Origin of the sequence: Flavobacterium denitrificans DSM 15936 (genome assembly GCF_000425445.1) — a bacterium.
GTDB lineage: Bacteria > Bacteroidota > Bacteroidia > Flavobacteriales > Flavobacteriaceae > Flavobacterium > Flavobacterium denitrificans.
The window spans coordinates 90,792-104,224 of sequence record NZ_AUDL01000015.1 but is presented as its reverse complement, the minus strand read 5'-3'; the positions used below and the strand labels follow the sequence as shown (position 1 = coordinate 104,224).

Sequence of the window (13,433 nt, the reverse complement as noted above, 5' to 3'; positions counted from 1 at the left end):
TTTTCTTTATCTCAGTATGTTAAGATATTGTTTTAATTATCAATTGTCAATTATCAATTATTAATTAAAAAGTTGCCCAAGCAACGAACGACCTTAAGGTGGTTATTGCGGCGGGGCTCACCTCTTCCCATCCCGAACAGAGAAGTTAAGCCCGCCTGCGCAGATGGTACTGCATCATTGTGGGAGAGTATGTCGTCGCCTTTCTTTTGAAAACCCTGTCCGTATCGGACGGGGTTTTTTGTTTTGTATCGGTTTTGAAAATTTTAGCTGTAAAATTCAAATAACTTATTTTTAAGAGAAATAATTCTCTATTTTTGCTTTTGCTACTTTATGTGGAATAATTATGAAAAACATTTTCTCAAAAGATGATTCTGACGAATTCATAAATCGTATCAATCAATTAAAAAATGATTCTCAGCCACTTTGGGGTAAAATGTCTGTCAATCAAATGCTGGCTCACTGCAATGTCACTTATGAAATGGTGTATGATAATATTCATAAGAAACCTAATGCTTTTATGAAATTCTTTTTAAAATCATTTGTAAAGAAAAATGTAATTAATGAAGTGCCTTATACTAGAAATATTAGAACTGCTCCTCAATTTATTATTTCAAGAGACTGTAATTTTGATTTTGAAAAAGAGCGACTAATCAAGTATATTATTAAAACTCAGGAATTAGGCGAAAGTGAATTTAATGAAAAAGAGTCACTTTCGTTTGGTAAACTGAATTCTAAAGAATGGAATATTATGTTTGCAAAACATTTAGATCATCATCTTTCTCAATTTGGCGTTTAAAAATCGATGATTATGAAATATATAATTATTTGCTTCTTACTATTAGGATTAACTGCGAATGCACAAAAGCAAGAAGTTCAAAAAACTATAGAAGTGTTTTTTGAAGGATTTCATCAAAAAGATTCTACTAAAATAAAATCGGTTTGTTCTGATCGAATTATTTTGCAGTCTATTTCAGAAAGTTTTACCAAAGGAAATAAATTGTCAGATGAAAAGGCAAGTGCTTTTTACAAATCTATTGCATCAATTCCATCAAGCATGAAATTTCAAGAGAAGATTTTGAGCTATAATATTCAAATTGATGGTACAATGGCTCATGTTTGGGCTCCATATGAGTTTTATTTGAATGAAAAATTAAGTCATACGGGCGTAAATACTTTTACTTTGTTTAAAGAAAAAGATTCTTGGAGAATTATTTATTTAATTGACACTAGAAGAAAGTAGATTTTTATTATGCGACTTCTGTAGCATAATAAAAACAAATATCTGCTAAGAGACATTCTTCGCATTTTGGTTTTGGTCTGCATGTTTCTCTTCCTAAAAAAGAAATTGCCATTCCAATTTCTGACCAGATATTTTTTGGCAAAACTTGCATCAAATCTTTTTCTACTTTATTTCCGTCTTTTGCTTCTTTAATAATTCCAATTCTTGGGGCAACACGAATAACATGTAAATCAGCAATAATACCTTCGGCGGGTCTTCCAGTTTCCCTTAAAATTACATTTGCAGATTTTCTACCAACTCCTTTTAGAGCTGTTAGTCCTTGCATTGTTAAAGGAATATCGTCATCATTTTGAATTGTTTTTGCAATTTCTAATATCCAATTGGCTTTTGTCCCGAAATTACGAACTTTACTTATATAAGGAATTAATGTTTCAATATCTGTTCGTGATAAACTTTTTAAAGTTGGAAATTTTTCAAATAAACCAGGCGCTATTTTATTAATATTAGCATCAGAATCTTGGGCAGATAAAATTACCATTACCAATAATTGATATGTATTTTGATATTCTAGAGGGTGACTTTTTCCTTTATATTTCTTTAAAATTGGTTCTAATTTAGTTTCCCAATCTGATGTTTCTCCAAATAAATTCATATCAAATTTCTCTTAAGTTAATCATGATAAAAATGCAACTATCACAAAATTAGTTAGTTTTGATGAAATCTAGAGTCGTTTTGATAACAATTTGATTTCCAAGTATTTTTCGATGACCTAAACCATCAGTTAGGTATAATGTTCCATTTTGAAGATTTTGATGGATATGAATTCCTGCTTTAACAAGAACTTCAGGATCATCATTATCATGAATTACTAAAACTGGAATTTTTACTTTTTGCGCCGCTCGATATGCTGAAAAATCATCCATTTTTACTTGATATTTTTCCTCAAAACGATCACGAAGACATTCGCTGATTTCTTGTTTTAAACCCAATTTTGAGATAAACTCATCTAAAATATCTTGTACAATATCACCGCTTCCAATAATAACTGCTTTGTTTACTTGAAGTCCGTCTTTAATTGCATTTAGAACTGACATTCCGCCAAGCGAATGACCAATTGCAATCTCAAATGGGCCAAATTGTTTTTCTATTTCTAATATAGAGGCAATAAACTCAGACATTATCGTGGATTTTCCTCGAGATTTTCCATGTGCAGGAGCGTCAAAACTCACTGTTGAAAAACCATTTTTTAAAAGTTCATCTGCTATTTTAAATAGTTGTGTGCCTCTTCCAGACCATCCATGAACTAATAAAACCTTACGATTGCTTTCTCCATATTGGTACGTTACAATGTTTTTGTTTATTGCTGGTACATGAATTATTTTGTGAATGCTTTTAGAATCCATCTCAAGTTCTCGTTTTGGAACCTTATGTTTTATAGGCGTTGTAAACAATTTTGCTGCATATGAAGTAACCAATTTGGTTGAAATAAAAGCGCAAATTTTACAGGATATAATAATAAACTGTGGAATTTTTAATGATTTAGTAGGATTACTTTCCTTTTTTGACATATTGATAATTTTTTTTTGAGAGCTTGATTCTCCTTATTTTTTCCTAAATTTAAAGAACATAAAAATAGCATATTATTGATTAGCTGTAGAAAAAAATAAATCAACAATTACTATTTAATACTGTTATAAAATTTTAGGATGGAAATATTTCATTTAAGCGCAGAATGTTACCCAATGGCAAAAGTGGGGGGATTGGCCGATGTTGTTGGAGCGTTGCCAAAATATCAGACTAATGCAGGACATCAGGTAAGAGTCGTTGTTCCTTGTTATGATACCAAATTCAGAAAAGAAAATGATTTTGAATGCGTGCATTGGGGAAATGTCAAATTAGGAAATTTTAATTTTCCATTTAGTGTTTTAAAAGAGACTTCTGATAAGCTTGGCTATGAGCTTTATTTGATTGAAATTAAAGAATTGTTTGATAGGCCAAATGTTTATGGCTATGAAGATGATATTGAACGTTTTCTATCTTTCCAAATTGCAAGTTTAGATTGGATTGTTGCTCGCAGTAAAGTTCCGGGAATAATAAATTGTCATGATCATCATACGGGAGTTGTTCCGTTTTTAATAAAGTATGCTTATAAATACGAAAGTTTACGAAATGTAAAAACGGCCATTACAATCCATAATGGTTTATATCAAGGATGGTTTGGATTTGATAAACTGCATTATTTGCCAGAATTTGATTTGATCCATGTTGGGTTTTTAGAATGGAATCATTCGATAAATTCATTAGCGGTGGGAGTTAAATGCGCGCATGCTGTTACGACTGTTTCTCCGAGTTATCTTAATGAAATAAATCGCTATGCAAACGGATTAGAAGGATTGTTTAATTCGGTTCGAAATAAATCTAAAGGAATTTTAAACGGAATTGATATTGAAGTTTGGGATCCATCAAAAGATCAAATGATTGAACATCATTATTCGATTGAAACTTTTGAATTTGGAAAACAAAAAAATAAAGAAAAGCTCTGTGAACAATTTGAATTAGATCCTACAAAACCTTTATTTAGTTTTATAGGACGTTTATTTGAAGAAAAAGGAGGGGATTTGTTGCCACAAGCTTCGGCGTTAGCATTATCTGAAAATTTTGAAAATATTAATATTTTAATTTTAGGATCCGGAAATTCAGAAATAGAAGCACAATTGACACAATTACGCAATGATTATAAAGGTAATTACAACGTTTTTATTGGATATAATGAAGATTTGGCTCATTTAATTTATGCTGGTTCCGATTTTATTCTAATGCCTTCAAGAGTAGAGCCTTGTGGTTTGAATCAAATGTACGCTATGCGATATGGTACAGTTCCAATTGTTAGAAGAACTGGGGGATTAAGAGATACAGTGATTGATTTTGGTGATGAAGGAAATGGTGTTTGCCACGATCAGGCTTCGGTTGGCGATATTTGTTATTCGATAAATCGTGCGGTAAAGCTGTACGATGATAAAATAAATTTCAATAAAGTTTTAAAAAGAGGAATGTCAGCAGATCATTCCTGGGAAAGTGTGTGCCAAGAATATATCGAAATATACAACTTAATAATTCAGCAAAATGAAGTTTAAAAAGAAAAATGTAGTTGCCATTATTTTAGGAGGCGGACAAGGATCTCGCTTGTTCCCATTGACAGAAACAAGATCAAAACCAGCTGTTCCAATTGGAGGTAAATATCGTTTGGTCGATATCCCGATTTCGAATTGCATCAATTCGGATATTTTTAAAATATTTGTTTTGACACAGTTTAATTCGGCATCTCTGAATGCTCACATTAAAAACACTTTTAATTTTAGTATTTTCAGCCAATCCTTTGTTGATATTTTGGCGGCAGAGCAAACTCCTGATAATCCAACGTGGTTTCAAGGAACTGCTGATGCTGTTAGACAATGTATGTCTCATTTTTTGAAGCATGATTTTGATCATGCATTAATTCTTTCGGGCGATCAGCTTTACCAAATGGATTTTAACGAAATGTTAGAAGCTCACATTGCGGCAGATGCTGAAATTTCTATTGCAACGTTGCCTGTAAATGCTAAAGATGCTCCAGAATTTGGGATTTTGAAAACCAATCACGAAAGTGTTATTGAGGCTTTTATCGAAAAACCTCACGCTTCATTATTGCCAGAATGGGAATCTGAAGTAAGTGAACAGATGCAGGAAAAGGGGAAAAAATATTTGGCTTCGATGGGAATTTATATTTTTAATAAATCATTGTTGGAGGAGTTAATGTCTAATCCCGATACGAAGGATTTTGGAAAAGAAATTATTCCGCAGGCCGTTGGAAAACATAAAATATTGAGTTATCAGTACGAAGGATATTGGACAGATATTGGAAATATTGAGTCATTTTTCGAAGCAAATATCGGCTTGACCGCTGATATTCCAGAGTTTAATTTGTTTGATAATGATAATAAGATTTTTACGAGACCAAGATTGCTTCCGCCATCAAAATTCAGAAATTCAATTATCAATCAATCATTGATTTCTGAAGGTTGTATTATCAATGCAAAAGAAATTAAAAGCTCAGTTATTGGTATTCGCTCCAGAATTGGTGTTGGAACTGTACTTGAAAATTGTTATGTGATGGGGAATGATTTCTACCAAGATTTGGATGAACTGAATCACGAAGCTAGTGTCAATAAAATTCATGTTGGAATTGGTGAAAACTGTTTTATAAAAAATGCTTTAGTAGATAAAAATGTCCGTATTGGAAATAACGTTCACATTAGCGGAGGAAAACATTTAGATAATTTTACCAACGAATTGTACAGCATAAAAGATGGTATTGTTGTGATTAAAAAAGGAGCAATTCTTTCGGATAATTTTAGAATCGAATAAAGTTTTAAAATTCCAATAATATAAAACCCAAATTTCAATTGCCTTAAAAACCAAATATGACAAAAGTAATTACGCATTCTCTATTTACCGATTTTGATATTGATTTATTCAAAGCCGGAAAACATTTCAAATTATATGAAAAGTTAGGCGCGCATTTAATTGAAGTAAATGGAACAAAAGGTGTGTATTTTGCCGTTTGGGCTCCTACTGCCAAATCGGTTTCTGTAGTGGGCGATTTTAATTATTGGGTGGAAGGTGAGCATGAATTACAAGTTCGTTGGGATTCTTCGGGTATTTGGGAAGGTTTTATTCCTGATTTGTCTAAAGGTTCACTTTATAAATATAAAATTCAGTCGCATATTGATGGAGTTGTAACCGAAAAAGCAGATCCTTTTGCTTTATATTGTGAAAAACCTCCACATACAGCATCAGTGGTTTGGGATTTGGATTACAATTGGAAAGATAAAAATTGGATGGAGTCGCGCCACGAAAATAATGCTCTAGATAAGCCATATTCGGTTTATGAAGTGCATTTGGGATCATGGAAACGTGCAGAACATAATCGTTTTTTGACTTACTTGGAATTAGCAGACGATTTGGTAAATTATTTAAAAGAAACTGGCTTTACGCATGTTGAATTTATGCCAATTATGGAATATCCTTATGATCCTTCGTGGGGATATCAGCTGACAGGCTATTTTGCGCCAACTTCTCGTTTTGGAAAACCACAGGATTTTATGGTTTTGGTTGACAAACTGCATCAGGCTGGAATTGGTGTGATTTTGGATTGGGTTCCGTCTCATTTTCCTGATGATGCGCATGGTTTAGGTTTCTTCGATGGTTCACACTTGTACGAGCATCCAGATCGAAGAAAAGGTTATCATCCCGATTGGAAAAGTTTGGTTTTTAATTATGGACGAAATGAAGTTCGTGCTTTCTTAATCAGTAATGCTGTTTTTTGGCTTCAAAATTATCATGCTGATGGACTACGAGTTGATGCTGTAGCTTCGATGTTATATCTTGATTATTCGAGAAATGACGGCGAATGGGAACCAAATATTTATGGCGGAAGAGAAAATTTAGATAGTATTAGTTTTCTTAAAGAATTCAATGAGGTAATCTATTCTAATTTCAAGGGAGTTCAGACAATTGCTGAAGAAAGCACCTCCTTTCCAATGGTTTCGAGACCAACATCTTATGGAGGTTTAGGTTTTGGAATGAAATGGATGATGGGTTGGATGCATGATACTTTAAAATATTTCCAGAAAGAAACTGTTTATCGAAAATACCATCAAAATGATTTGACTTTTTCGATGACGTATGCTTTTACAGAAAATTTTATGCTTCCGTTTTCTCATGACGAAGTGGTGTATGGCAAAAAATCTCTTATTTATAAAATGCCTGGCGATGAATGGCAACGATTTGCTAATTTAAGATTGCTCTACGGCTATATGTTTACGCATCCCGGAACAAAATTACTGTTTATGGGAGCAGAATTTGGACAAAGCGATGAATGGAATTTTGAAAAAAGCTTAGATTGGCATTTATTGCAATATGATTATCATTTGGGAATTAAAAAAGTAATTACAGATTTGAATCAGTTATACAAATCTGAACCGGCATTGTATGAAAAACAATTTACAGGCGAAGGTTTTGAATGGATCAATTATTCTGATCATCAAAATGCTGTTGTTTCTTATATTAGAAAAGGAAATAATCCTGATGAAAATCTAGTTGTAGTTTGCAATTTCACGCAAGTAGTAAGAGAGAATTATAGAATTGGCATTTCTAAAAAAGGAAAATTAAAAGAGATTTTCAATAGTGACGCAGAAATATATGGAGGAAGTGGCGTTGGAAATCCTGACTCTATAAAAATTGATGTTTCTCCTTATGATGGAAGAGATTATTCTGTAGAATTAACTTTGCCTCCTTTAAGCGTTACGGTTTATTCTTTTGAGTAGAAAATTAGAGATAAATTTCAATAATGTTGTTTTATCAATTTTGTGTTTTAAAATTATCGAATTATTGATTTTTTGTAAACTAATTTGTAACTCATTCAGAAAAAACGTTTTCGTGAATAAACCTTTTATTCATAGTGCTTTACCAAGTTTTTTTGTATGTTTGAAGTAAGGATTGAGTTATATAATTAAGACAATAGCGATATGATTACAAATACATCACTAGAACATAAAGGCAATTTATTTCCGTCGAAAATAGTTTCGTACGAGCATGAGGGAGATTCCATTTCTTTCTACACTGACAATAATGTAATTTTAAAAGTCACGGTTCTTAGAGACAGCTTAATTCGCTTTCGGTTTACTACGAAAGGATATTTTAGTAATGATTTTTCGTATGCGATTGATAAAACGCAATTGCATGGTTATAATTTTTTACAGGTTAGTGAAGATGAGAATTACTTTGAAATTAGAACCAGTAAAGTAATTTGTAAAATTAAAAAAGCAGATGTTCGTTTGTCTATTTATGACCTAGAAAATTGTTTGATCCTTCAGGACGAACTTGGATTTCATTGGGAAGAAAGTTATGAATACGGCGGTAACATTGTAAAAATGAGTAAATCGTCAAAAGACGGAGAATGTTTTTACGGTCTTGGTGACAAAGCCACTCAAATGAATTTAAAAGGCAAAAGAGTAGAGAATTTTGCTACTGATCAATATGCTTATCAAAAAGATCAGGAACCACTTTATAAAGTAGTTCCGTTTTATATTGGATTGCATAATCAAAAATCCTACGGAGTTTTCTTCGATAATACTTTCAGAACCTTTTTTGACTTTTGCCAGGAAAGAAGAAATGTAACAAGTTTTTGGGCTGAAGGAGGCGAAATGAATTATTATTTCATTTATGGTCCTCAAATGCAGGATGTTGTTACAACTTATACCGATTTGACAGGAAAACCTGAATTACCACCACTTTGGGTTTTAGGTTATCACCAATGTAAATGGAGTTATTATCCAGAAAGCAAAGTAAAAGAAATTACCTCAAAATTCAGAGAACTTAAAATTCCTTGTGATGCCATTTATCTGGATATTGATTATATGGACGGTTTTCGATGTTTTACATGGAATAAGGAATATTTTCCTGATCCAAAAAAGATGGTCAGTGAACTAGCTGAAGACGGTTTTAAGACAATTGTAATCATCGATCCGGGAATCAAAATCGATAAAAATTATTGGGTTTATAAAGAAGCTTTAGAAAAAGATTATTTCTGCAAAAGAGCCGATGGTCCTTATATGAAAGGAAAAGTTTGGCCTGGAGAATGTAACTTTCCAGATTATACAAATCCTGTAGTAAGAGAATGGTGGGCAGGATTATTTAAAGAATTAATTTCAGACATTGGCGTAAAAGGAGTTTGGAATGATATGAACGAACCAGCTGTTATGGAGGTTCCAAATAAAACTTTCCCGATGGATGTTCGTCACGTTTATGACGGAAATCCTTGTAGCCATAGAAAAGCCCATAATATTTACGGAACCCAAATGGCAAGGGCTACTTATCATGGTGTAAAACGTTTTGCGTATCCAAAACGTCCATTTGTAATTACAAGATCGGCTTATTCTGGTGCTCAGCGTTATACATCTTCATGGACGGGAGATAATGTTGCAACCTGGGAACATTTATGGATTGCAAATATTCAAGTTCAAAGAATGTCAATTTCCGGAATGGGTTTTACAGGCTCTGATATTGGTGGTTTTGCGGAACAACCTACAGGCGAATTATATGCACGTTGGATTCAGTTGGGTGTTTTTCATCCATTTTGCAGAACGCATTCTTCTGGAGATCATGGAAATCAAGAACCTTGGGCTTTTGATGAAGAAGTCATTAATATTACCAGAAAATTTGTAAGTCTTCGCTATCAGCTTCTTCCATATTTATATACTATGTTTTGGCAATATATTGAAGAAGGTATTCCGATGTTGAAACCATTGGTTTATTATGATCAGGATGATACACAAACGCATTATCGAAATGATGAATTTATTTTTGGAAACCAAATTTTAGTATGCCCAATTCTTGAACCTAACGCTGTAGGTAGACGAATGTATATACCAAGAGGCGAGTGGTATAACTTCTGGACAAATGAACTTTTCGCAGGAGGAAGAGAAATCTGGATTGATACAAAATTTGATGAGATTCCGGTTTTTATAAAAGCGGGTGCCATTATTCCAAAATATCCTGTTCAGCAATATGTTGGTGAATTGGAATTTGATGAATTAATATTGGATGTTTATTATAAAAAAGGCAAAGAGCAATCAGCAGTTTATGAAGATGCGCAGGATGGTTATGATTACAAAAAAGGTCGTTATAGCTATTTATCATTACGTTCTATAGGAAAAGAAAAAGAATTGATTATTCAGCTTCATAAAGAAGGAAAATATGATACGCCTTATTCTAAATATAAAATCAATTTAATTGGACTTCCGTTTAAAGTTACTGAAATCGAAATAGACAATGAAAAAATTGAGTTTGATAAAATAAGCTTTGAACAAAATAATTTCTTGATTGTTGACAAGGAGTTTAATGAACTTCATATTGTAGGGGAGTAGGTAAATTCTGGTAAAGTTTTTGAGAATTATATAAAAGTGAAATCAAATTTAGTTGTATTTTTGTTAGTGCTAAATTTGTAAAATCATGAAAAAAAATCTAATTGCTGGGATTTTTACAGCTGTTTTGGTTTATGGCTGTGCAACAAATCCAATAACGGGAAAACAAAATTTGAATTTTGTTTCAAATAGTGAATTATTTCCATCTTCATTTCAACAGTACAATCAGTTTTTGACTGAAAATAAAGTAATTACGGGAACTGCAGATGCAAAACTTGTAGAAACAGTAGGTTATAAAATTAAACTAGCTGCCGAAAAATATCTAAATTATCTAGGTCAAACGCAATACTTGAAAGATTATCGCTGGGAATATAAGCTAGTGGATAATAAAGAAGTAAACGCTTGGTGTTTGCCAGGAGGTAAAATTGTGGTTTATTCAGGTATTTTGCCTGTAACACAAAATGAATCTGGTTTGGCAACCGTAATGGGGCATGAAGTTTCTCACGCTTTGGCTAATCACGGTGCACAAAGAATGTCGGCCGCGCAATTGCAACAAATTGGAGGTGCTGCATTGAGTGCAGCGACAAGTACCAAATCTGCGCAAACTCAAGAAATTTTTGCTCAGGCATATGGAATTGGTTCTGAAGTAGGAGTTATGTTGCCTTTTAGCAGAAGCAATGAAAGTGAGGCCGATAAAATTGGTTTAACATTAATGGCTATTGCGGGTTATAATCCAGATGATGCTGTTGCTTTCTGGAGCAGAATGGCTTCAAAATCTGGTGGATCTGGAACTCCTGAGTTTATGAGTACTCACCCTTCTGATGCAACAAGAATTGCTAATATTAAAGCCTTAATTCCTGAAGCAAAAGCAATTGCATTAAAAGTAGGAACTATAAAATAAAATCTACAAGGCTTGATTTATAATATTGAAAGCTATTCGTTATTCGGGTAGCTTTTTTTTTATTTCATAATTTAATAATATACGAATCGAAATTTTCTCTTTGATTATAATAAAAATTAGATAAATTCGTAGCCTATTATCAAAACTACTTCCATGAAAAACCTACAAAAAGGCGACAAGAAATTATTAAATGCTTGGGCATTTTATGATTGGGCCAATTCAGTTTATACACTTACAATTGCTTCTGCAGTATTTCCAATATTTTATGAAGCATTGTTTACTGATCGCGGACATTATATTGAAGTTTTTGGGATGAACCTTAAGAATTCGGCTTTAATTAGTTTTACTACAGCTTTTGCGTTTTTAGTTGTTTCATTTATTTCGCCGCTTTTGTCAGGAATTGCAGATTATGTTGGGAACAAAAAAGCATTCATGAAGTTTTTTTGTTACTTAGGCGCTTTGTCGTGCGTTGGATTATATTGGTTCGATCTTGGAAATATTTATATCGGATTGGCATTTTATTTCTTAGGATTGATAGGATATTGGGGAAGCTTGGTTTTTTACAATTCTTATTTGCCAGATATTGCTTTTGAGGAGCAGCAAGACAGAATTAGTGCAAAAGGTTATTCTCTTGGATATATTGGTAGTGTAATTTTATTGCTGATCAATCTTGGTATGATTATGTTTCCAAAAACTTTTAATATCACAGCAATGGAAGCAATGCGTTATTCTTTCATTATGGTTGGTATATGGTGGATTCTTTTTAGCCAATATACGTATTACTATTTGCCAAAGGGAAGCAAGGAGAATGGCCAAAAACTGACAAAAGACGTGGTTTTTAATGGTTTTAAAGAATTGAAAAAAGTGTGGAGCCTATTAAAAGATAATGTGCCACTAAGAAGATATTTAGGAGGTTTTTTCGTCTCAAGTATGGCAGTACAGACCGTAATGCTGGTGGCAACTTATTTTGGCGCACAGGAAATTCAATGGTCATCAAAAGAAGAAGGAACAATAGGACTAATTATCTGTATCTTAATTATACAATTAGTTGCTGTAATTGGTGCAATTATTACTTCAAGATGCTCTGCAAAATTTGGCAATATTCCAACTTTGATTGTAATTAACGGTGTTTGGGCAGTATTTTGTGCATTAGCTTATTTTATTACTTTACCAATGCAATTTTATGTCATGGCAACGATTGCAGGGTTTGTAATGGGCGGAATCCAGGCTCTTTCACGTTCAACTTATTCAAAGTTATTGCCTGAAACAAAAGATACTGCTTCATTTTTTAGTTTTTATGACGTTGCAGAGAAAATAGGAATTGTAATAGGAATGTGTATTTATGGAATAATTGACCAACGAACTGGAAGTCCGCGTAAAGCAATTGTTGTTCTCGCAATTTTCTTCGTTACATCAATTTTTCTTCTGAGAAGAGTTCATAAAAAAGAGGCGCTTTAAGCGCCTCTTTTTTTTAGATTTTAAATATGAAAATAAATTAAAACTCAATAATAAAAGAGGATTGATTTGTTCGATTTTTGATTGAATGATGTTTTAAAATCTTTTATTATTGAGTTTTATCTAAAAATTATACTTTTGATACACTGCCTGAACCTGAAACCTTTGCATCACGTTTTTCCGGATTTCCAGCATATTTGATATCTCCCGAGCCTGAAACTCTTGCTGTTATACTTTCGTTGCAGTTTACTTTGACATCGCCTGAGCCTGATACATTTACAGTAGCATTTTTAGATTTAAGATTAGCCGCATCTATATCACCAGAACCAGAAAGTTTCACAACTACATTATCTGAACTGCCTTTTAGCTTGACATCTCCTGAACCGCTGAGACTGAAATCAAAAGAGTTGGATGCAACATCTAAATCAATATCTCCAGATCCTGATAATCTCACTGTAAATGAATCATTTTTTATTTGATTTCTTGATACGATATCACCTGATCCAGAAAGATTTAATTCTGATATTTTTTCAAACGGAACCGTAATTTCAACTTTTTTTCCACTGCTAGGGTGTACATTAGTGCCTTTTTTAACGTGAATTTTCAAAGCATTATCTTCAACTTCAACAACAATTACGTTTAAAATATTTTCTTCGCCCTTAATTGTAATTTTTCCTTCTTTTCCAGCTACTAAATCAACATCAAAAAAGCCTGATATTTTGATTGCATCATATTCTGAAGTTGTTCTGGTTTGAGTTACAACATTACCGTTTCCATTGATTTTTTCGGTTTGTGCATTAGCTGTAAAACCAACTAAAAGCGCACTGCAAACTACTGATTGAATAATTTTTTTCATGGTTTTTGATTGTTTAAA

General features: G+C 32.8%; 11 protein-coding genes and 1 rRNA gene. 9 read left to right on the top strand and 3 right to left on the bottom strand.

Translation table 11 applies throughout. The features are described from left to right. Positions 1 to 94 precede the first annotated feature (94 nt). From rrf to H600_RS0110630, 3 genes are all read left to right on the top strand, one after another. Positions 95 to 204: ribosomal RNA gene (rrf, locus tag H600_RS0110640) — 5S ribosomal RNA — on the top strand. Positions 205 to 343: 139 nt separating this feature from the next. Further along, positions 344 to 796, top strand: a complete 453-nt coding sequence (locus tag H600_RS0110635; protein WP_026728777.1) for a DUF1569 domain-containing protein — start codon at positions 344 to 346, stop codon at positions 794 to 796. Positions 797 to 808: 12 nt separating this feature from the next. Continuing rightward, a complete protein-coding gene (locus H600_RS0110630; protein ID WP_026728776.1) occupies positions 809 to 1,240 on the top strand; it encodes a nuclear transport factor 2 family protein in 432 nt (143 codons plus the stop codon). 7 nt (positions 1,241 to 1,247) lie between these two features. Here the strand turns inward: H600_RS0110630 and H600_RS0110625 are convergent, their stop codons facing one another. Together H600_RS0110625 and H600_RS0110620 are read right to left on the bottom strand one after the other, a co-directional pair. Then, on the bottom strand, positions 1,248 to 1,892 hold the full coding sequence (locus tag H600_RS0110625; protein ID WP_026728775.1) for an endonuclease III domain-containing protein: 645 nt from the start codon (positions 1,890 to 1,892) through the stop codon (positions 1,248 to 1,250). Positions 1,893 to 1,941: 49 nt separating this feature from the next. After that, positions 1,942 to 2,808: an alpha/beta hydrolase gene (locus H600_RS0110620; protein WP_026728774.1), complete on the bottom strand. Its 867-nt coding sequence runs from the start codon at positions 2,806 to 2,808 to the stop codon at positions 1,942 to 1,944. 138 nt (positions 2,809 to 2,946) lie between these two features. On the opposite strand from H600_RS0110620, the gene H600_RS0110615 reads away from it, so the two are divergent. The 6 genes from H600_RS0110615 to H600_RS0110590 all read left to right on the top strand — a co-directional run bounded on the left by H600_RS0110615 (position 2,947) and on the right by H600_RS0110590 (position 12,562). Continuing rightward, the gene (locus H600_RS0110615; protein ID WP_026728773.1) at positions 2,947 to 4,374 is read left to right on the top strand and encodes a glycogen synthase; all 1,428 of its coding nucleotides are present in this window, start codon (positions 2,947 to 2,949) and stop codon (positions 4,372 to 4,374) included. Continuing rightward, positions 4,364 to 5,644, top strand: a complete 1,281-nt coding sequence (locus H600_RS0110610; protein ID WP_026728772.1) for a glucose-1-phosphate adenylyltransferase — start codon at positions 4,364 to 4,366, stop codon at positions 5,642 to 5,644. Before H600_RS0110615 ends, H600_RS0110610 begins: the two co-directional genes overlap by 11 nt. 56 nt (positions 5,645 to 5,700) lie before the next feature. Then, on the top strand, positions 5,701 to 7,605 hold the full coding sequence (gene glgB / locus H600_RS0110605; protein ID WP_026728771.1) for a 1,4-alpha-glucan branching protein GlgB: 1,905 nt from the start codon (positions 5,701 to 5,703) through the stop codon (positions 7,603 to 7,605). A 201-nt stretch (positions 7,606 to 7,806) separates the two neighbouring features. Continuing rightward, a complete protein-coding gene (locus tag H600_RS0110600) occupies positions 7,807 to 10,206 on the top strand; it encodes a glycoside hydrolase family 31 protein (RefSeq protein ID WP_026728770.1) in 2,400 nt (799 codons plus the stop codon). Between the two features lie 85 nt (positions 10,207 to 10,291). After that, positions 10,292 to 11,104, top strand: a complete 813-nt coding sequence (locus H600_RS0110595) for a M48 family metallopeptidase (protein ID WP_026728769.1) — start codon at positions 10,292 to 10,294, stop codon at positions 11,102 to 11,104. 153 nt (positions 11,105 to 11,257) lie between these two features. Beyond that, a complete protein-coding gene (locus H600_RS0110590) occupies positions 11,258 to 12,562 on the top strand; it encodes an MFS transporter (protein ID WP_026728768.1) in 1,305 nt (434 codons plus the stop codon). 127 nt (positions 12,563 to 12,689) lie between these two features. On the opposite strand, the gene H600_RS0110585 is transcribed toward H600_RS0110590, so the two are convergent. Further along, the gene (locus tag H600_RS0110585; RefSeq protein WP_026728767.1) at positions 12,690 to 13,415 is read right to left on the bottom strand and encodes a head GIN domain-containing protein; all 726 of its coding nucleotides are present in this window, start codon (positions 13,413 to 13,415) and stop codon (positions 12,690 to 12,692) included. Between the last annotated feature and the right edge of the window lie 18 nt (positions 13,416 to 13,433).

Coding starts and splice junctions, on each gene's coding strand:
- H600_RS0110585 (WP_026728767.1), bottom strand. CDS start 13,415: ATGAAAAAAATTATTCAATCAGTAGTTTGCAGTGCGCTTTTAGTTGGT.
- H600_RS0110620 (WP_026728774.1), bottom strand. CDS start 2,808: ATGTCAAAAAAGGAAAGTAATCCTACTAAATCATTAAAAATTCCACAG.
- H600_RS0110615 (WP_026728773.1), top strand. CDS start 2,947: ATGGAAATATTTCATTTAAGCGCAGAATGTTACCCAATGGCAAAAGTG.
- H600_RS0110625 (WP_026728775.1), bottom strand. CDS start 1,892: ATGAATTTATTTGGAGAAACATCAGATTGGGAAACTAAATTAGAACCA.
- H600_RS0110610 (WP_026728772.1), top strand. CDS start 4,364: ATGAAGTTTAAAAAGAAAAATGTAGTTGCCATTATTTTAGGAGGCGGA.
- H600_RS0110630 (WP_026728776.1), top strand. CDS start 809: ATGAAATATATAATTATTTGCTTCTTACTATTAGGATTAACTGCGAAT.
- H600_RS0110600 (WP_026728770.1), top strand. CDS start 7,807: ATGATTACAAATACATCACTAGAACATAAAGGCAATTTATTTCCGTCG.
- H600_RS0110635 (WP_026728777.1), top strand. CDS start 344: ATGAAAAACATTTTCTCAAAAGATGATTCTGACGAATTCATAAATCGT.
- H600_RS0110595 (WP_026728769.1), top strand. CDS start 10,292: ATGAAAAAAAATCTAATTGCTGGGATTTTTACAGCTGTTTTGGTTTAT.
- glgB (WP_026728771.1), top strand. CDS start 5,701: ATGACAAAAGTAATTACGCATTCTCTATTTACCGATTTTGATATTGAT.
- H600_RS0110590 (WP_026728768.1), top strand. CDS start 11,258: ATGAAAAACCTACAAAAAGGCGACAAGAAATTATTAAATGCTTGGGCA.